The sequence below is a fragment of the Microbacterium sp. genome (genome assembly GCF_030149085.1).
Lineage (GTDB): Bacteria > Actinomycetota > Actinomycetes > Actinomycetales > Microbacteriaceae > Microbacterium.
In genome coordinates, this window is the sequence record NZ_JASBSF010000214.1 from 1 (window position 1) to 18,211 (window position 18,211).

Consider the following 18,211-nt stretch of genomic DNA (forward strand, 5'->3'; position numbering starts at 1 on the left):
CTCCGGAGGCATCGGCTCACCGAGGATCCAGGCCCCCGTGATGAACTGCATGATCGGGGCGATGAACTGCAGCAGTCCGACGACGGTGAGCGGCACACGTCGAGCTCCGGCGGCGAACAGCAGCAACGGCACGGCTGTCGCGGCGCCCGCGAGACTCACCAGCACAACATGCCAGAAACCGTATGCTCCGACGGAGAGACCAGTCGTCAGTGACGTGACCACCAGCAGCACGATCGCGAGCGGTGTGAGCCACGCCGACTCGAGGGTGAGGCCGCTGACGGCATCCACCGAGGGCCCGATCCGCTTCTTGATCAGGCCGTAGATGCTGAAGGATGCCGCGAGCGTCAGCGCCACCCACGGGACCGTGCCGTAGCCAACGATCGTGACGATGACAGCGATGCCCGCGATCGCGATCGCGATCCACTGCGTCAAGCGCAGCCGCTCGCGCAGCACGAGTACGCCCAGCAGCACCGTGGCGATCGGGTTGATGAAGTAGCCGAGGCTCGTCTCGATGACGTGACCCGACAGGGTCGCGAGGATGAACACCTGCCAGTTGACGTAGATGACAGCTCCGGCCAGCGCCGTCCAGCCGAGCAGCCGTGGCTGACGCACGATCGCGAGAAACGGCCGCCAGGCGCGCATGACGGTGAGCAGGAAGATGCAGAAGACGAGGGAGAGCAGGATGCGCCAGCCGACCAGCTCCCAGCCGGTGATCGGCGCCAGCAGGATGAAGTAGAGCGGCAGGAATCCCCAGAGGAAGTACGCCGAGAACGCGAAGACGCCGCCGACGAGCCGCTCGCGTGCAGCCTCTGCCGGCGCTTCCTGGGCCAGCTGCGCGGCATCCGACCCGGCGATCTCGGCGGCACCGGATGCCGGGATGTCACCGGTCGCGGGTACGGAAGTCCCATCCCCCGGAACCGATTCGCGCGTCACCCACTCAGCCTAGGGCGCGCCAGCGACACTGCGGCGCGCGTCTGTCGTGCAGGCAGAGAGCCCAACGGCCGACTCCCGGTGGATTCCTGCCATGCCCCGCAGGCGTGCGTCCCCGGACACGACAACAGACGGGGCCCGGATGCCGCAGCATCCGAGCCCCATCGAAGAGTTGTCGACTCAGCGGACGACGACCGCCAGCACGTCGCGGGCCGAGAGCACCAGGTACTCGTCAGCGCCGAACTTCACTTCGGTCCCGCCGTACTTGCTGTAGATGACGCGGTCACCGACGGCGACGTCGAGCGGAACGCGGTTGCCGTTGTCATCGATACGACCGGGTCCGACCGCGACGACCTCGCCCTCCTGGGGCTTCTCCTTCGCGGTGTCGGGGATGACCAGACCACTCGAGGTGGTCTGCTCGGCCTCGACCTGCTTGATGACGATGCGGTCCTCGAGCGGCTTGATGGAAACCGACACGGGTCTACCTCTGCTTTCCTTGAGATACCAAGACTCGTTAGCAACCTCACACCGAGAGTGCTAACGCAAGTGTATTGAAGCTCTGGCACTCACGCAACGCGAGTGCCAATCCAGATGCCGAACTGCTGACGCTCTCTCACCTTCTTCGTCTTCGCCGCGCCTGCACGATGAGAGTCCTGCCATGCGCGACGACTTAACCTGGTATATGAATCATCTTTCAGTTACCGTGAGTCGCGTGCGATGACGCACCTCGGCATCCGCTCACTGACGAGGGATGCCCGTGCTCCGACCGGGACGACCGCGCGATGGCGCCCGGGGCGATGGCCGGGGCGCCGACGAAGGGATGACGCATGATCTCTCGTATTCGACAGCGCGCACTCGGCGCGCTCCTGGCGGCCGGCTTGGCGGTGGCGGGACTCGCGGCCGCAGCCCCCGCCGCCCAGGCGATCACCTGCCCTCCGGGTTTCGAGACCCTGCCGGGCTGCACCAACGGCGGCGGATCTGGCGGTGGCTCGACCGGCGGCACTGGCACCTGGACGACCGAAACGATCGCCGGGATGTCGGTGCGGCTATACACGCCGACGACGGCTGCCGCGCTTCCCGCCGGCCGCGCGCTGATGATCTCGCTCCACGGATGCGTACAGAAGGCATCCGACCTGCAGTCCGCCGGCAACTGGGCACAGACTGCTGACGAGTACGGCATGGTCGTCGCGCTGCCGGATGCCCCGAACGGCGGTGTGATCCTCGGCTGCTGGGACTACTACGACGCGAACCACTCGCGCACCGCCCCGTCGCGCCACGACGACAACCTGCTCTCGCTGGCCTCGACGCTCACCGCCCGCGCGAGCCTGGGTATCGACGCCGACCAGGTGTACGTGTCGGGACTCTCTTCGGGCGGTGGCCAGACGATGGTCATGGGATGCCTCGCGCCTGACGTGTTCGCCGGGATCGGCATCAACGCCGGACCGACGGTGGGCACCACCTCGGGTCAGATCTCGTCGGTCGCGGTATCGAAGAACCAGGGAGTATCGACGTGCACGGGCTTCGCCGGCTCGGCATCCGGGTCATTCGACACGCAGCTGACCTCGGTCGTCTACGGCAGCAATGACTCGACAGTTGCGCCCGGGTACAACACGCTGAACGGGCAGATCATGGCCGACATCTACGACGCCGACCAGACCTCGAGCTTCGGCCTGTCGGGCCTTGCTGGAACGAACACGTCGGGCTCGGGAACGCTTCACTCGGATGCCGAGGGGCCGCGCGTCTCCGTCATCCAGAACACCGGACTCGGCCACAACTGGCCGGCCGGCGCGGGATCTGGCGGCTCGTACATCAGCGCGAACAGCATCGACTACCCGGCTTACGTGACGGAGTTCTTCTTCGACAACAACCGCCGCGTCGATCGGTCAGGCGAGCCGACACCCACACCGACGCCCACGTCCACGCCGACGCCGACCCCGACAGTCACGCCGACGCCGACAGTCCCGCCGAGCGACTGCGTCACCGCCACCAACGCCGCCCACAAGGCAGCGGGCCGCGCCACGTCGTACGGGGTCAACCCCTACAACCCCTATTACGCGATCGGAACCCAGGACTACCTGGGCCTCGGCGATGCCACCGTGACGAGTCTGCAGCGCGTATCGGCATCCTCGTGGGATCTCGTGAGCAGCTGCGGCTGACGTGGCCCCGCTGACGCTCTCATGCGTCGGTAACTCCTCAAGAGTCGGGCATCAGAGCCGCAGAACCCGCCCGCGGGCCTCACTCCGTGGGCGGGTTTGAGGAGTTGGCTGCGCCCGCGCCTAGGGTGGATGGATGGACATCGCCGAGGTGCGGGCGCTGCTGACCCCGGCAGGACTCGACCTGCTGAACAGCCTCGGCCCCGTCTCCTCCAGCGACGAGGTGGCGCGCACCGTCTCGCGGCTGCGCGGCGCCGGGCACTCCCCCGACCTGGTGTCGGCTGTCGTGACCCAGGCGCGGCTTCGGGAGCGGGCGCGATCGAAGTTCGGCGACTTCGGGGCACGGATGCTGTTCACTCGCGCCGGTCTCGAACAGGCGACGCGTCTGTCGGTTGCCGCCCACCATGCCGGGCGGTTCCGCCGCGCGGGGATCGAGCGCGTCGCAGATCTCGGCTGCGGGATCGGCGGAGATGCGCTGGCGTTGGCAAGCCTCGGCATCCGTGTCGACGCCGTCGACGCCGACGAGGTGACCGCGGCCCTCGCTACCGTGAATCTTGCGCCGTTCGGCGCTGACGTCACCGTGCGCCACGGCCTGGCCGAGGACCAGGACCTCAGCGGGGTCGAGGCGGTCTGGCTTGATCCGGCACGGCGCGAGGCCGGCGAGACGGGCCGCGCGCGTACCGACGACTGGTCACCGTCGCTGGAGTGGGTGTTCGAACTCACCGGCCGGATGCCGGGCGGCGTCAAGCTCGGCCCGGGACTCGACCGCGACCGCATCCCCGACGGGTACGAGGCGCAGTGGGTCAGCGCCGACGGATCGACGATCGAGCTCGTGCTGTGGTCGGGCGCGCTCGCGCGCGAGGGCGTGACACGGTCGGCGCTGCTCCTGCGGGGGCAGCACGCCGCGGAGCTCACGGCGCCCGCCGACAGCGAGGACGAACCGGTGCGCGCGCTCGGGGAGTTCATCCACGAACCCGATGGGGCAGTCATCCGCGCCCGCCTGATCGGACAGGTTGCGAGGTCGCTGCGGGCGGGGATGCTGGCGGAGAAGATCGCGTACCTCACCGGTGATGAGGCGGTGACGAGTCCGTTCGTGCAAAGCTTCCGGGTGCGCGAGGTGCTGCCGGCGGACACGAAGAAGCTTGCGCGGGCGCTGAAGGAGCGCGGTATCGGCATCCTCGAGATCAAGAAGCGCGGGCTGGATATTGACCCCGCGGCGCTGCGCCAGAGTCTCAAGCTGAAAGGTGAGGAGTCGGCGACCCTCATCATGACGAGGATCGCGGGTTCCCGCGTCGCGATCCTCGCCGACCGCGTTCCGACGGCCCCCTGATGCCTAGCCTCGGGCCAGGGTCAGGTCAGCACGGTCCAGGCGTAGAGGAGCCAGCCGGCGCTGTAGAGGATGGATACGCCGGCGAGCACGATCGCCCACACCGCGACGCGCCTGCTGTCGCGCGGATGCCGCAGCGCCATGATGCCCGCCACGATCGCGACGATCCCGATGACAAAGCCCCATCCGACGAACAGCGAGACGGCAAGACCCACGATCGCGAACCCGAGGGCCCAACCGGCGAACCCGCGGTCGAAGCTCGTTGCTTCAACCGGTCCAGCATCCGGCTCCCATCCGGGACGATCCGACGACAAGTCGGGGCCACTGAGGGTTGTCGGCACCTCGACCGGCGCCGTCGGGAACCGTGAGAACCCTCGAGAACGATCAGTCATCCCGCCTCCCCCGCGACCTGGATGTCGGTGATCGGCAGCGTCGAGTCGGCACCGAAGGCCATCGTCGACGGGGTACGCCCGGCCATGATCAGTTCCGAGGCGAGCGCCGCGATCATCGCCCCATTATCGGTGCACAGCGACAGCGGCGGAATCCGCACGGTCACCCCTGCCGCCTCCGCGCGCTCGAGGGCGACCTCGCGCAGCCGCCGGTTCGCGATGACCCCGCCGCCCAGCAGCAGCCGCGGCACGCCGTAGTCAGCGCACGCGGCGAGCGCCTTGGTCACGAGCACGTCGACGACAGCTTCGCGGAAGGATGCCGCGACATCGGCTGTCGAGACGGGCTGGCCAGCGGCATCCTGCTGCTCGACCCAGCGTGCGACGGCGGTCTTCAGGCCCGAGAACGAGAAGTCGTACCGGTGCTCGGCCAGGTCGCTCGCGCGCGAAAGCCCCCGCGGGAAACGGATTGCGTTCGGGTCTCCGGCGCGCGTGCCGCCGAGGCCGTCAGACCCGGATGCCGCGGCCCGATCGATCTCGGGTCCTCCCGGGTAGGGCAGGCCGAGGATGCGGGCGATTTTGTCAAACGCCTCGCCGGCTGCGTCATCCACGGTCTCGCCGAGCAACTCGACGTCGCTCGTGAGATCGCGCACGAGCAGGAGCGACGTGTGCCCACCCGAGACCAGCAGCGCGATCGTCGGGTACTCCAGCGGCTCCGCGTCAGCATCGAGAAGGTCGGCGGCGATGTGGCCCACGAGGTGGTTGACGGCGTAGAGCGGCTTGTCGAGTGCAACGGCGAGCGCCTTCGCGGCACCCACCCCGACCATGAGCGCCCCCGCGAGCCCCGGCCCTGACGTCACCGCCACAGCGTCGATGTCGGCGAGCCGTACCTGCGCCTCGGCGAGCGCTGCCTCGATCGCCGGCTGCAGGGCTTCGAGGTGGGCTCGCGCGGCCACCTCGGGAACGACCCCGCCGTAGCGAGCGTGTTCGTCCATACTCGAGGCGATCGTGTTCGAGAGCAGCGTGCGCCCGCGCACGATGCCGATGCCGGTCTCGTCGCAACTGGTCTCGATTCCGAGGACGAGCGGTTCGGTGGCGCTCACGTGCACACTCCCGCGGATGCGACGGTCGCGGACTCGTTTCCGCTAGCCCCGCGTCGCGCGGCGTCCCAGCCGACCAGGTCGAGCTGCATGATGATCGCGTCCACGTCGTCGGGCTGGTAGTACCGCGGGCGGCGCCCGGTCTCGATGAAGCCCTCGCGCCGATACAGGCCCTGGGCGACCAGGTTGTCGTCGCGCACCTCAAGGAACACGGTTCGCGAGCCGGCCTCGCGGGCGCGCTCAAGAAGCGCGGCGAGCAGCATCCGTCCGCGCCCAGCACCGCGCGCGGTGGCATCGAGCGCGATGGTCTGGATGTCGGCATCCGCTGCCCCGCGCACCGCGCGCACGCCGCCGTAGCCGATGATGCGACCGGCTTCTTCCACGACGAGATAGGAGCCGTGCGGCGACACGAGTTCGCCGGCCATCATCGCCTCCGACCACGCGTCTGTCGGAAACGACGCCCGCTCGATCGCCATGATCGCGGCGAGGTCGTCGGCAGTGGCGAGGCGGATGCTCATACGCCCACCTTCTTCGGTCCGGCGGGGAGGGTGACATCCGGCGAGCGCAGGTACAGCGCGTCCCGGGGCCCGACCTCGCGCCCCGCCGCCAGCGCTCGCGCGGCGACGAGCGCGACCATTGCGGCCGAGACCGCCGTCGTGTCGCGCCGCTCGGCGCCGAAGCCGGCGAGCACCGTATCGATCTCGTCGCGTGGAGTGAGGGCAGGTTCGGTGACTCGGATCGGCAGGCCGTCGTCATCCATCCCCTCGTAGACCGTGTAGGCGAACTCGCGGCGGCGGGCGTCAGTGACGATCGCGAAGCGGCCGGGTTCTGCATCCGTCTCGCCGAGAAGTGCCTGATCCAACAGGATGCCGAGGGCTGCGGCGTCGTGGCTGACCACCGGGATCACGGGGACGCCGCGCCCGAGCGCGAACGTGCGGGCCGCGGCGATGCCGACGCGCAGGCCAGTGAAGGGTCCAGGACCCATGCCCGCGGCTATCGCCGTGATTGCGGGGCGTTCACCGGGCGTCCCAGCACCGGCGTGCCCGAGGGGTGCGTCAGCACGCGCCGTGCCGAGCACAGTCTGGAGCAGGTCGCCGATGACCTCGGCGTGCCCGAGGGGGTTCGCACTCGAGGCTTCGGCGAGCACCACGCCATCGGCCTCGACGACCGCGACTGCGGTGCCGACCGAGGTATCGATGCCGAGAATCACCCCTCCAGGGTATCCGCGCCCGAGCACCCAGCAGCTGCGTACCGTTCGCAGGCTCAATCGCTGCTGCCGGCGTTTTCGATGGGGCTAACACCCGATTCATCCTGCATTCGGCCCGGGTAGACCGGTGCGAGCCGATCCCACCCTGGAGCGTCGCGGATCAGGAGGGTTCGCGACGGATGCTGACCAGGCGCGGTGCGTCGGCGGCGAGGTCTTCCGTGGCCCGCGAATAGGTGCCGCAGGCGGTGTCGACGCCGGTGCCGTGCCATTCGCGCTGCATCTCGACGTCCCACCAGTGATCGCGCAGGCCCGCCACCATGCCGCGTCCCCACTCGACCACGACAACCGAGCCGTCGTAGTCGATGTCGAGATCGTCGAGTTCCGCAGCAGAGCCCAAGCGGTAAGCGTCGACGTGCACCAGCGGCGCCCCACCCACGAGCGACGGGTGCGTGCGGGCAAGCACGAAGGTGGGGCTCTGGATCGGGCCCCGTACTCCGAGTCCCTCGCCGATACCGCGCGTGAGGGTCGTCTTGCCGGCACCGAGCACACCGGTGAGCACGACGAGGTCGCCCGGATGCAGCATCCGTCCCATCTGCACCCCGAGGGCGTGCATGTCAGCGGGGCTTGTGATCTCGCGCTCGCCGACGAGGGCGTCCAGGCCGCTCACGATGACACCTGCCGCCGGGGAACGCGCGGTCCGATCCGGGTGACGATCTCGTAGTTGATCGTGTCGGCGGCGCGCGCCCAGTCGTCAGCGGAAGGAACACCGAGCGTGGGGTCGCCGAACAGCACAGCCTCATCCCCCACCGCGACCGGGTGGTCGCCGACATCGACGACGAACTGGTCCATGGCGATGCGGCCGGCCACCGCGAACGGCTTGCCGCCAATCCACACCGGCCCCCGCCCGGAGGCGTTTCGCGGCACCCCGTCGGCGTACCCGATGGGGATGAGCGCGAGGGTGCTCTCGCGTTCGGTGCGGTGCTGGTACCCGTACGAGACGCCGTGCCCGGCATCCACGCGGCGCACCGCGGCAACCGCTGCCCGCAGCGTCATGGCGGGTCGCAGGCCGAGGTCGGCGGAACTGCGATCCGCGAACGGCGACAGGCCGTAGATCCCGATCCCCAGCCGCACGCATCCGAGGCGGGCCTCGGGCAGGGCTATTGCGGCGTGGGTGGCGGCGAGGTGGCGAAGCGGGGGCGCCAGGCCGAGCGCTGCGGCCGAGCCTACGGCATCCAGAAACACCCGTAGGGCCACACGGTCGTCCTCGTCGCTCGTGTTCGAGAGGTGGCTGAACAGGCCGATCACCCGCAGCTTGCCGATGCGTTCGAGCCGCGCGGCTTCAGCGAAGACGACCCCGTAATCGGCCGGGGCGATGCCGTTTCGGCCGAGTCCGGTCTCGAGCTTCAGGTGCACCCCGACGGGCCGGTCGACGGATGCCGCAGCAGAGGCCTGCTGCAACTGGTCGAAGCTCGAGATGCCGAGCTCGATGCCAGCTGCGGCAGCTTCGCGGAACGAGGTGCCGGGCGCGTGCAGCCAGGCGAGGATCGGGGCTGTGATGCCCGCGCGGCGCAGAGCGAGCGCCTCGGTGATGTCCGAGACACCGATCCGGGTTGCACCGCCCGCGAGCGCCGCGACAGCCGACCGCGTCGCCCCATGGCCATACCCATCGGCCTTTACGACCGCGATGACCTCGGAGTTCGTCATCCGTCGCAGGTGCTGTACATTCGCAGCGATCGCAGCGACGTCGACGGATGCCTCGCGCAGCATCCCCTCCGGCAATCTCGATCCGGGCATCACGCTCATGCCACTCCCTCCTCAGCGATGCGGCGTTCCTGGGCTGACTCCGCAATGACGTAGGCGGTCGCCAGGTGCGCGTCATGAGACATCGACAGGTGCAGGGTCGTGATCGATCGGGCGGCGACGACGTTGGCCGTCGAGCCCGTGAGTGTGAACCACGGCCGACCGGATGCCTCGGGCGTGACTTCGATCTCGGTCCAGTGCACCCCGTCCGACCCGCCGAGCGCCTTGATGAGCGCTTCCTTCGCGGCGTACCTGGCCGCCAGCGACCGCGGTTTCAGCATCCGTTCGGCGGGCGAAAACAGTCGCACCAGCAGCTTCGGGGTGCGCGCTATCGTCCGTTCGAAGCGTTCGATGTCGACAAGGTCGACGCCGATCCCGACGATCATGGACTCTCCTCAGCGGGCGGCGGTGACGGATGCCGCAGCATCCGCCACCCTACCGCTGGCCGGTACCGGCGCGGCGTGCATCCGTCGGATCAATCGACGTTGGTCGGATGCCTCAGCGCACAGCATCCGACCAAGGCTGCCTCGTCCGACCGAAACAGCGCGCCGGGGCGCTACTCGACCGTGACGGACTTTGCGAGGTTGCGCGGCTGGTCGACGTCAAGGCCCTTGGCCGTGGCCAGGCCCATCGCGAAGATGTGCAGCGGCACGACGGCCAGGAGCGGCTCGAACAGCGGGTCTGCGAGTGGAATCCGCAGCACTTCGTCGGCGTAGGGAAGCACGGCGGCATCCCCCTCTTCTGCCACAGCGATGATGCGGGCGCCGCGAGCGCGGATCTCCTGAATGTTGGAGACCACCTTCGAGTGCAGCAGCGGCGAGTGACGCGGCGAGGGCACGATCACGAAGACCGGCTGACCGGGCTCGATGAGGGCGATGGGTCCGTGCTTGAGCTCGCCGGCGGCGAAGCCCTCGGCGTGGATGTAGGAGATCTCCTTGAGCTTGAGCGCCCCCTCGAGCGCGATCGGATAGCCGACGTGACGCCCGAGGAAGAGTACCGACTGCGTGTCACCCATCCAGCGCGCGAACTGCTCGATGTGCTCCTGCTCGCCCTCGAGCACCCGCGCGATCTTCTCGGGCACGGTTTCGAGCTCGAGGACCTGCTGGCGAATCTCGGTGTCGCTGAGGGTCCCGCGCACGTGCGAGATGTGCAGGGCGAGGAGGTAGAGCGCCGTGATCTGCGCGACGAACGCCTTGGTCGAGGCTACGGCGACCTCGGGGCCCGCGTGCGTGTAGACGATCGCGTCGGACTCGCGCGGGATCGTCGCCCCCTGCGTGTTACAGATCGAAAGCGTCTTCGCCCCCCGCTCGCGGGCGTACTTGACCGCCATGAGCGTGTCCATCGTCTCGCCGGACTGGCTGATCGAGACGACGAGCGTGTCGGCCCCGATGACCGGGTCGCGGTAGCGGAACTCGTGGGCGAGCTCGACATCGGCGGGCACCCGCGCCCACTGCTCGATGGCGTACTTGCCGACCATCCCCGCATAGGCCGCGGTGCCGCAGGCCACCACGATGACACGGGTGATGCCCGCGAACAGGTCGTCGAGGCCGTCGAGTTCGGGGATCGACACGACCCCGTCACGGATGCGGCCCCGCACCGTGTTAGCGACCGCTTCGGGCTCCTCCGATACCTCCTTGGCCATGAACGACGACCATCCGCCCTTGTCGGCGGCGGCGGCATCCCACAGCACCTCGAAGGGTTCGACACCGACAGGGTTGCCGTCGAAGTCGGTCACCTCGACGCCGTCGGGGGTGATCGCGACGATCTCGTCCTGGCCGATCGCGAGAGCCTGACGCGTGTGCTCGACGAAGGCGGCGACGTCGGATGCGAGGAAGTTCTCGCCCTCACCGAGTCCGATTACCAGCGGCGAGTTGCGCCGAGCGCCGACCACGAGGCCGGGGTTGTCACGGTGCATCGCGAGAAGCGTGAAGGCACCGTCGAGGCGGCGGACTACCGAGCGGAACGCCGCGACGAGGTCGCCGCCGTGCGCGCGATACTCGCGGCCGAGCAGCACCGCCGCAACCTCGGTGTCGGTTTCGCTGCGGAACTCGAAGCCCTCCTCGCGCAGCTCGTTCTTGATCGAGGCAAAGTTCTCGATGATGCCGTTGTGGATCAGCGCGAGCTTGTCGTCGTCGGCGAGATGCGGGTGCGCGTTGGCGTCAGTGGGGCCACCGTGGGTCGCCCAGCGCGTGTGGCCGATCCCGGTCGTCCCGGCGGCGAGAGGATGCTCGTCCAGATCTTTGCGCAGCACGCTGAGCTTGCCCGCGTGCTTGCGCATCCCGAGGTTGCCGTCACCGTCAATGACGGCGATCCCTGCGGAGTCGTAGCCGCGGTATTCCAGCCGCGAGAGCCCAGCGATGAGGATGGGCTGGCTCTCACGCGGCCCGACATATCCGACGATTCCACACATTCCACACATGCTACGGGGCGCGGATGCGCTCATCCTGCGCTGCCGCCGGGAATACGCGACAGCACCCGACACGGGACGCGCCGAGCGTCTCGACAGCACTACCCGCGGGACGCCCCGAGGGTCGCGACGATATCCCGCGCGACGTCGTCATTCTCGAACAGGCGATCGTGCGCGCACGGACCTGCAAGCGGCGGGATCCCACCGAATTGCTCGGTGAGATCACCGAACGTCGCCGACCCTTCTGTCGTCGTGAGGTCGACGGTCACGTCGCAGCGCGCGATGAAGCTCGAGTCGGCATCCGCGGTCGCTGAACTGACCTCCACGATGCCGTCCCCCGCCTCGATCTCCTCGTCGAGAACGGGTGCTAGCTCCAGCCCGAAGACCCCCGCGGCGTCGCGCAGCGCTGTGAAGATCTCGGGGGGCACGATTCCCGCCGTGAGGTGGATACGGTAGTCGCCGGCAATCGCGTGGACGTTCAGACTGCTCGGCCACTCAGGCACACTCGACAGCTCTGCAGAACCCGCCCGAAGTGCCTGACCGCCGTCACCCGCGACGGCAAAGACGGTCCGCGCGCTCGGCGGAATGTCACATCCGACGCGCGCATCCGACTCCATCTCGCGATTGCAGATTCCGACGATTGCCGGCAACGCGATTTGAGCGAGAACCGACGCCGACGAAAACAGGGACTCTGTCGCATCCCCGAGGATCGACACCGCTGACGCGACCTGCGAGCCCTCGTTGGGGGTCGCCACGGTGATGACCTGGCCGACGTGCGACGTCACCCCCTCGTTCGAGCCCCCGAGGGCATAGCGAAGTGCGAGCCCACCCATCGAGTGCGCGACGATGTCGACGGTGTCGCCAGACACCGCCGCGAGACAGTCGATAGCTCCCGCGAGGGCGGGAGCTATCGCGGTGTGCCCCACCCACAGTGCAGCCATGGACGAATAGTCGAAGGCGAAGACAGAGGTGTCGGGCAGTTCGGATAGTCGCTCCTGCAGCGAGCGCAAATCCACCGCGGGGTCACCGCCCGACGACCACTCGACGGGCCTGGAGAAGGGAGAATTCGCGATACCCGTGCTCGTCGTGACCGGTCGGGGCCCCACCTCCGCCTCGGGCATCGCGGTACTGAGCCACCCGTGCACGAGCAGGACGGGGTTTCGCACGGGGTCCTCATCGGAGCCGGTGAGCCGCACGAGGTGGGGTGACACCTCCGCGAGGCAAGACGCCGCATCCACGCCATCGACACTCGATGAGCCCGATGGAACAGTCGTGACGGGCGAGCCGGATGCCGCGGAACCAGCCAGGTCGGCCGGCGTGGCCCAGGCGATGGAAGGCACGCCGATCATCGCCCCTGCCGCAATCGCTGACAGGAACGTCACGCCGAAGAAGCGCCCACGCCGGTTAGGGAGCAGAGCTTTCATACGGCCCCCGATGACCACCCCGCATGAAATATCTCTACCATGACCATCGGCGTGTCGCGATATCAGTGATGCCGCGCGCACGTTGGGATCGCTCCCACGCCTCGGCGATTGGAGAATGCCGCCGATCAGGGCCGACGGCGGGCGCTGATCGCGCTTCTAGACCTTGCGTAGCAGCACGCGGTCGACCGCGTGATTGGCAGCCTTCTGCAGCACGAGGGTTGCCCGATGCCTGGTCGGAAGGACGTTCTCGATCAGGTTGGGCAAGTTGATCTCGTTCCAGAATCCCAGGGCAGTCTCAACCGCCGTCTCATCGGTGAGATCCGAGAAGACGTTGAAGAACGATCCGGGATCGGCGAATGCGCCGTGTTTGAGTGCGAGGAACCGGTCGACGAACCACTGCGTGATGTGTTCGGGATCGGCGTCGACATAGATCGAGAAATCGAACAGGTCACTGACCGCCACCTCGTTCGGCGACGGCGGCGGTTGCAGCACGTTCAGTCCCTCGACGATCACGACATCCGGCCGGCGAACCGTGATGACGGCATCCGGGACGATGTCGTATTTCATGTGGGAGTAGAAGGGAGCGCGGACCTCGGGCGCCCCACTCTTGACGTCGGTGAGGAACTGTACGAGCGCGCGCCGGTCGTAGGACTCGGGGAAGCCCTTGCGGTGCATGATGCCGCGGCGCTCGAGCTCCGCGTTGGGGTAGAGGAAGCCGTCGGTGGTCACGAGCTCGACGCGCGGGGTGTCGAGCCAGCGGCTCATGAGCTCGCGCAGCAGGCGCGCGATGGTGGACTTGCCGACGGCGACTGATCCGGCGACGCCGACCACGAACGGGGTGGTCGAGTCGTTTTCCTGCAGGAACGCGCTGGTGTCGGCTCCGATCCGCCGGGTTGCGCCCGCGTACAGGCTCAGGAGGCGACTGAGCGGGAGGTACACCTCGCGCACTTCGTCGAGGTCGAGGCGATCCCCAAGGCCGCGAAGCGACACGATCTCGGTTTCGGTGAGCGGCTGACGCATGTCGGCAGCGAGCCTCGCCCACTCGGGGCGCAGGATCTCACGGTAGAGCTGCGGGTTGAGTTGCTCGCGGGCGTCGAGGGCTGCGGCATCGCTGGGCACGGGGCCATCGTAACCCCCATGCGAGTTGTCCCTCCCTCACGCGAGTTGTCCTTCCCTCAGCCGAGTTGTCCTGGATGGCTCACTACACTGTCGCTCGTCGGAGCACGTCGACGCTGTGGTCGCCGCACGAGGAGACGGAGGATGCACGCGTGGACGACGAGTCGATGCTCACTCGAACGCGATGGGCGCGCCGCGGCGCTCTCGGCATCCTGGCGATCATCGCTCTGGTCGCCGTGATCGGGCTTCCCCTGTATGTCTTCCCGGCAGTTCCCGCGGCGCCCAAAGCCGACCTTCTCTATGTGATCGGCCCACCGACTGCGACCCGCATCGCGGATGCCGAGAGCCTGCGCGATCAGGGAATCGCTGACGAGGTCCTGGTGTCAGTGCCGGCATCGGGGCCGGACTCGGCGGATGAACTCGCCTACTGCTGGCGGGCTTATGTGACCTGTCGCACTCCCGACCCGTTCACGACGCGGGGGGAAGCAGCGATGCTCGACGCCTATGCGACCGACGATGAGAGCGTCATCGTGTTGACCTACACGCCGCACGTGCTGCGTACGCGCTACATTTTCGGCGCGTGCGCGGATGCCGACGTCACCGTGATCCCCGTCGACGAGAGCCTGAACCTGTCGCGCTGGATCTACAACTACGCCTATCAGACTGCCGCCTTCGCGAAGGCGTGGATCGTCGGTTGTGCGGCACCGCCCTCCGACGCCCTGCCCTGAGGGCTCGTCTGACGCGCCGGGCCGAACGCAGGCGCGATCGTCATTCGTGGCGCACCTGAGCCACTGGCCACGGCGTTCATCCTGCAATCGGCACGACAACGACCGGGCGCGGGTGCCTACCCGAGCCACCGATAAGCTGACCCCCGTGCGTCTGGGCGTCCTCGACATCGGCTCCAATACCGTCCATCTTCTCGTCGCCGACGCTCACCCCGGCGGCCGCCCACTCGCCTCCACGAGCCATCGATCCGTGTTGCGCCTGATGAGGTACGTCACGCCCGACGGCGCGATCAGCGAGGAGGGGATCGCCGCGCTGGTGGATGCCGTGTCACAAGCCCGCGTGGTCGCCGAACGCGAGAAGGTCGACGAGTTCCTCGCGACGGCGACCTCCGCGGTGCGCGAGGCCACCAACGGAACCGAGGTGATCGCGCGAATCGAGGCAGCGCTCGGCCAACCGCTCCAGGTTCTCGGGGGCGTCTCGGAGGCCCGGTTCACGTTCCTCGCGGTGCGGCGGTGGTTCGGCTGGTCGGCCGGCCAGATCCTGCTCTTCGACATCGGCGGCGGGTCTCTGGAGATCGCGGCGGGAAGCGACGAGCTCCCGGATGAAGCGGCATCCGTGCCCCTCGGCGCTGGCCGCATGACGATCGCCTACCTGCCGGATGACCCGCCCGGCGAGGAGGCCGTCGATCGTCTTCGAGCACACGCCCGCCAGACGCTCAAGCCGCTGACCAAGACTTTCGGTGCGCTCCCCCGACCTGATCACACCGTCGGCTCATCCAAGGCGATCCGGTCGCTGGCCAAACTCGTCGGCTACCCGATGCCCGGGTGGTCGGGCAGCGAACGGATGATGCTCCCCCGCGCTGCGCTCGGGTCGTGGATCCCGCGCTTGGCGCGCATTCCGGCATCCGCTCGCCAGGAACTGCCCGGAATCACCGCGGATCGGACCTTCCAGATCGTCGCGGGTGCGGTTGTGCTTCACGAGGCGATGCGCGCGATGGATGTCGAAGAGCTCGAGGTGAGCCCGTGGGCCCTGCGCGAGGGCGTGCTGCTCCGCTACATCGAGTCCATGGGCTGGGGCTGATCGGGCACCTGCCGCGACAGTTCGGCACCACCGTCGATGATGCAACAGCGCAGATCGTGCTCGGCGCGCCGGTGCTGGTCCGTGGGCGCCGGCGCGTCGGCCAGGACGTGCGTGGTCCAGTTGCCCGTGGCGATGCCTCCCCGGTAGTTGTTCCCGGTCGAATAGAGGTAGCCGTCGCCCGCGGTGTTCCCGAATCCCCAGATGAAGTAGTTGCCGCTCTGCGAGGGCGAGACGATGACGTCCATTGCGACGGTCACCGAGTCGAGCCCGGCGATGAGGTTGTCGGGAAGGTCGACGTAGTCGTCGGTGCCGTCGAGTGTCACACCCTCCGCGCCGAGGAGCGTCGGTTAGCCGATGTAGGCGGCGTCGTGGCCGTTGCCCGAGCTATCGGCGGCTACCGTGCCGCTCGTCTCGTCGAGCGCGTAGTGCGCGACGAGGTGCTAGGAAAATCCCAGCTTCTCCCATCGATAGAGCGCGGGGCGGTGGGCGCGAATCTCGCGAACCCATGCGCCGCATGCCTGTGAGCGCTCCCATGCCCGCGACGACGCGCGCACGAAAGTTCGCGCGGCCTCTCGGTGGCTAACTCCTCAAAGACGACGGAGTGTGAGCCAGATCACGCCGCGGTTGCACCGTTCACATAACTGATCTGAGGAGTTAGCCACGCGCCGAGCCGGCGAGGGATGCCGCCGAACGGATGCCTGGAGGGGCGGCTCAGACGGGAAGACTGAGCCGTTCGCGCACCACGCCCGCGAGGGCCTCGGCGTGAGCGTGGGCGGTTTCGGCGTCGGCGGCCTCGACCATGACGCGCACGAGGGGCTCCGTGCCCGAGGGGCGCAGCAGAACGCGGCCCGAGTCCCCGAGCGCTGTGGATGCCGCAGCGACCGCATCCTGCACGCCCTCGTCGGTCGCAACCAGCGACCGGTCGACGCCCTGCACGTTCACGAGCACCTGGGGGTAGACGGTCATGATCGACGCGAGCTCGGCAAGCGTCAGCCCGGTCCGGGCCATCTCCGACATGAGGTGCAGCCCCGTCAGCAGGCCGTCGCCGGTGGTGGCGAACCGAGACATGATGACGTGTCCGGACTGCTCGCCGCCGAGGGCGAAACCGCCCTCGTTCATGCGCTCCAGCACGTACCGGTCGCCGACGGCGGTCTGTTCGACACGGATGCCGTGATCGGCCATCGCGCGATGCAGGCCGAGGTTGCTCATGACCGTGGCGACGAGAGTGTCGTCGGTGAGCTCCCCACGGTCTTTGAGCGCGACGGCGAGGATAGCCATGATCTGATCGCCGTCGATGACCTGGCCGGCAGCGTCCACGGCAAGGCACCGGTCGGCGTCGCCGTCGTGCGCGATGCCGAGGTCGGCGCCGTGCGCGACGACAGCTGCCGCAAGCTGGTCGAGGTGTGTCGAGCCGACGCCGTCGTTGATGTTCAGTCCGTCGGGATCGGCGCCGATGACCGTCACGCGTGCGCCGGCATCCGAGAACGTCTGCGGTGAGACGCCGGATGCCGCGCCGTGCGCGCAGTCGAGCACAACGTGAAGGCCTTCGAGCCGGTGCGGCAGGGACTGCAGCAGGTGAAGGACGTAGCGGTCCTCGGCATCGGAGAAGCGCGTGATCCGGCCGACGCCTGCGCCGGTCGGCTGCAGCTTTTCGCCGCTCATGGCGGCCTCGATGCGCGCCTCGACGACGTCGGGCAGCTTCACGCCGCCGCGAGCGAAGATCTTGATGCCGTTGTCGGGAGCGGGGTTGTGGGATGCCGACACCATGACCCCGAAGTCGGCGTCATGATCGCCGACGAGGTAGGCCAGGGCGGGCGTCGGAAGGACGCCGGCGTCGAGCACGTCGACGCCCGAGGAGGCGAGTCCCGCCGAAACGGCGGCGACGAGGAACTCCCCCGAGACGCGCGGGTCGCGCGCGACGACGGCGGTGAGCCGCTTGCCCGCGGCACGGCGGGCGTCAGCGGTGCGTCCTTGGCCCAGGACGACAGCGGTCGCCTGGGCCAAGGACAACGCGAGATCGGCGGTGAGGATGCCGTTGGCAAGCCCTCGTACGCCGTCCGTGCCGAACAGCGGCATGGTGCGCGGTGGCGAAGCGATTAACGCTTCGAGTACTGCGGAGCCTTGCGCGCCTTCTTGAGACCGGCCTTCTTGCGCTCCTTCACGCGAGCGTCGCGTGAGAGGAAGCCGGCCTTCTTGAGTGCCGGGCGGTTGTTCTCGGCGTCGATCTCGTTGAGCGCACGGGCGATGCCCAGGCGCAGCGCACCTGCCTGGCCCGAGGGGCCGCCACCCTGGATGCGGGCGATGACGTCGTAGGCGCCGGTGAGGTTCAGCAGGGTGAAGGGGTCGGTCACGAGCTGCTGGTGCAGCTTGTTCGGGAAGTAGTTCTCGAACGCGCGGCCGTTGACGGTGATGGTGCCGGTACCGGGAACCAGGCGCACGCGCGCGATGGCTTCCTTGCGGCGGCCCACTGCTGCGCCGGGAACGTTGAGTACGGGGCGCGCAGCCTCGACAGCCTCGACGTCGACGGCGGATTCGGTGGTGTAGCTGGTGGGCTC

Annotated in this window: 19 protein-coding genes; 4 read left to right on the forward strand and 15 right to left on the reverse strand. The window is 68.4% G+C overall.

Going from position 1 to position 18,211, the window contains the following annotated elements:
- Both rarD and groES read right to left on the reverse strand, forming a co-directional pair.
- On the reverse strand, window positions 1–831 hold an 831-nt coding region (gene rarD / locus Q1V87_RS08555), incomplete at its 3' end, for an EamA family transporter RarD (RefSeq protein ID WP_300591729.1).
- A gap of 279 nt (window positions 832–1,110) precedes the next feature.
- The gene (gene groES, locus Q1V87_RS08560) at window positions 1,111–1,407 is read right to left on the reverse strand and encodes a co-chaperone GroES (protein ID WP_228177199.1); all 297 of its coding nucleotides are present in this window, start codon (window positions 1,405–1,407) and stop codon (window positions 1,111–1,113) included.
- A gap of 350 nt (window positions 1,408–1,757) precedes the next feature.
- Here groES and Q1V87_RS08565 point away from each other — a divergent pair, with 350 nt between their 5' ends.
- Window positions 1,758–3,086 (forward strand): PHB depolymerase family esterase, encoded by a 1,329-nt coding sequence (locus tag Q1V87_RS08565; RefSeq protein WP_300591699.1) that lies wholly within the window; start codon window positions 1,758–1,760, stop codon window positions 3,084–3,086.
- A gap of 133 nt (window positions 3,087–3,219) precedes the next feature.
- On the forward strand, window positions 3,220–4,413 hold the full coding sequence (locus tag Q1V87_RS08570) for a class I SAM-dependent methyltransferase (RefSeq protein WP_300591701.1): 1,194 nt from the start codon (window positions 3,220–3,222) through the stop codon (window positions 4,411–4,413).
- 20 nt (window positions 4,414–4,433) lie between these two features.
- On the opposite strand, the gene Q1V87_RS08575 is transcribed toward Q1V87_RS08570, so the two are convergent.
- The 10 genes from Q1V87_RS08575 to coaA all read right to left on the reverse strand — a co-directional run bounded on the left by Q1V87_RS08575 (window position 4,434) and on the right by coaA (window position 13,853).
- A complete protein-coding gene (locus tag Q1V87_RS08575) occupies window positions 4,434–4,802 on the reverse strand; it encodes a hypothetical protein (protein WP_292709848.1) in 369 nt (122 codons plus the stop codon).
- Window positions 4,799–5,899, reverse strand: a complete 1,101-nt coding sequence (gene tsaD, locus Q1V87_RS08580; RefSeq protein WP_300591703.1) for a tRNA (adenosine(37)-N6)-threonylcarbamoyltransferase complex transferase subunit TsaD — start codon at window positions 5,897–5,899, stop codon at window positions 4,799–4,801. The genes Q1V87_RS08575 and tsaD overlap by 4 nt, the downstream gene beginning before the upstream one ends.
- On the reverse strand, window positions 5,896–6,414 hold the full coding sequence (gene rimI, locus Q1V87_RS08585; protein WP_300591705.1) for a ribosomal protein S18-alanine N-acetyltransferase: 519 nt from the start codon (window positions 6,412–6,414) through the stop codon (window positions 5,896–5,898). The genes tsaD and rimI overlap by 4 nt, the downstream gene beginning before the upstream one ends.
- Entirely contained in the window at window positions 6,411–7,106 is a 696-nt protein-coding gene (gene tsaB / locus Q1V87_RS08590) for a tRNA (adenosine(37)-N6)-threonylcarbamoyltransferase complex dimerization subunit type 1 TsaB (protein WP_300591707.1), read from the reverse strand. Before tsaB ends, rimI begins: the two co-directional genes overlap by 4 nt.
- A 157-nt stretch (window positions 7,107–7,263) precedes the next feature.
- Window positions 7,264–7,770 carry a tRNA (adenosine(37)-N6)-threonylcarbamoyltransferase complex ATPase subunit type 1 TsaE gene (gene tsaE, locus Q1V87_RS08595; protein WP_300591709.1) on the reverse strand — a complete coding sequence of 169 codons (507 nt, stop codon included), beginning with the start codon at window positions 7,768–7,770 and terminating at the stop codon, window positions 7,264–7,266.
- Window positions 7,767–8,906, reverse strand: coding sequence for an alanine racemase (gene alr, locus Q1V87_RS08600; protein ID WP_300591711.1), 1,140 nt, complete (start codon window positions 8,904–8,906; stop codon window positions 7,767–7,769). Before alr ends, tsaE begins: the two co-directional genes overlap by 4 nt.
- On the reverse strand, window positions 8,903–9,289 hold the full coding sequence (locus Q1V87_RS08605) for a holo-ACP synthase (protein WP_300591713.1): 387 nt from the start codon (window positions 9,287–9,289) through the stop codon (window positions 8,903–8,905). The genes alr and Q1V87_RS08605 overlap by 4 nt, the downstream gene beginning before the upstream one ends.
- A gap of 170 nt (window positions 9,290–9,459) precedes the next feature.
- Window positions 9,460–11,313 carry a glutamine--fructose-6-phosphate transaminase (isomerizing) gene (gene glmS / locus Q1V87_RS08610; RefSeq protein ID WP_300591715.1) on the reverse strand — a complete coding sequence of 618 codons (1,854 nt, stop codon included), beginning with the start codon at window positions 11,311–11,313 and terminating at the stop codon, window positions 9,460–9,462.
- Window positions 11,314–11,411: 98 nt separating this feature from the next.
- A complete protein-coding gene (locus Q1V87_RS08615) occupies window positions 11,412–12,734 on the reverse strand; it encodes a hypothetical protein (protein ID WP_300591717.1) in 1,323 nt (440 codons plus the stop codon).
- 156 nt (window positions 12,735–12,890) lie between these two features.
- On the reverse strand, window positions 12,891–13,853 hold the full coding sequence (coaA, locus tag Q1V87_RS08620; RefSeq protein WP_300591719.1) for a type I pantothenate kinase: 963 nt from the start codon (window positions 13,851–13,853) through the stop codon (window positions 12,891–12,893).
- Window positions 13,854–13,927: 74 nt separating this feature from the next.
- On the opposite strand from coaA, the gene Q1V87_RS08625 reads away from it, so the two are divergent.
- A complete protein-coding gene (locus Q1V87_RS08625) occupies window positions 13,928–14,578 on the forward strand; it encodes a YdcF family protein (RefSeq protein ID WP_292729298.1) in 651 nt (216 codons plus the stop codon).
- A gap of 145 nt (window positions 14,579–14,723) precedes the next feature.
- Complete coding sequence (locus Q1V87_RS08630; RefSeq protein ID WP_300591721.1) at window positions 14,724–15,656, forward strand: Ppx/GppA phosphatase family protein; 933 nt, start codon at window positions 14,724–14,726, stop codon at window positions 15,654–15,656.
- On the opposite strand, the gene Q1V87_RS08635 is transcribed toward Q1V87_RS08630, so the two are convergent.
- From Q1V87_RS08635 to rpsI, 3 genes are all read right to left on the reverse strand, one after another.
- Window positions 15,629–15,979 carry a hypothetical protein gene (locus tag Q1V87_RS08635; RefSeq protein ID WP_300591723.1) on the reverse strand — a complete coding sequence of 117 codons (351 nt, stop codon included), beginning with the start codon at window positions 15,977–15,979 and terminating at the stop codon, window positions 15,629–15,631. The two genes, Q1V87_RS08630 and Q1V87_RS08635, sit on opposite strands and share 28 nt — an antisense overlap.
- Before the next feature lie 388 nt (window positions 15,980–16,367).
- Window positions 16,368–17,732 (reverse strand): phosphoglucosamine mutase, encoded by a 1,365-nt coding sequence (glmM, locus tag Q1V87_RS08640; RefSeq protein WP_300591725.1) that lies wholly within the window; start codon window positions 17,730–17,732, stop codon window positions 16,368–16,370.
- 20 nt (window positions 17,733–17,752) lie between these two features.
- On the reverse strand, window positions 17,753–18,211 hold a 459-nt coding region (rpsI, locus tag Q1V87_RS08645), incomplete at its 5' end, for a 30S ribosomal protein S9 (RefSeq protein WP_300591727.1).

Excerpts from the sequence above, each read along its gene's own strand:
- alr (WP_300591711.1), bottom strand. The coding sequence starts at position 8,906 with ATGAGCGTGATGCCCGGATCGAGATTGCCGGAGGGGATGCTGCGCGAG.
- Q1V87_RS08570 (WP_300591701.1), top strand. The coding sequence starts at position 3,220 with ATGGACATCGCCGAGGTGCGGGCGCTGCTGACCCCGGCAGGACTCGAC.
- Q1V87_RS08575 (WP_292709848.1), bottom strand. The coding sequence starts at position 4,802 with ATGACTGATCGTTCTCGAGGGTTCTCACGGTTCCCGACGGCGCCGGTC.
- glmM (WP_300591725.1), bottom strand. The coding sequence starts at position 17,732 with ATGCCGCTGTTCGGCACGGACGGCGTACGAGGGCTTGCCAACGGCATC.
- Q1V87_RS08615 (WP_300591717.1), bottom strand. The coding sequence starts at position 12,734 with ATGAAAGCTCTGCTCCCTAACCGGCGTGGGCGCTTCTTCGGCGTGACG.
- Q1V87_RS08565 (WP_300591699.1), top strand. The coding sequence starts at position 1,758 with ATGATCTCTCGTATTCGACAGCGCGCACTCGGCGCGCTCCTGGCGGCC.
- Q1V87_RS08605 (WP_300591713.1), bottom strand. The coding sequence starts at position 9,289 with ATGATCGTCGGGATCGGCGTCGACCTTGTCGACATCGAACGCTTCGAA.
- glmS (WP_300591715.1), bottom strand. The coding sequence starts at position 11,313 with ATGTGTGGAATCGTCGGATATGTCGGGCCGCGTGAGAGCCAGCCCATC.
- rimI (WP_300591705.1), bottom strand. The coding sequence starts at position 6,414 with ATGAGCATCCGCCTCGCCACTGCCGACGACCTCGCCGCGATCATGGCG.
- Q1V87_RS08625 (WP_292729298.1), top strand. The coding sequence starts at position 13,928 with ATGGCTCACTACACTGTCGCTCGTCGGAGCACGTCGACGCTGTGGTCG.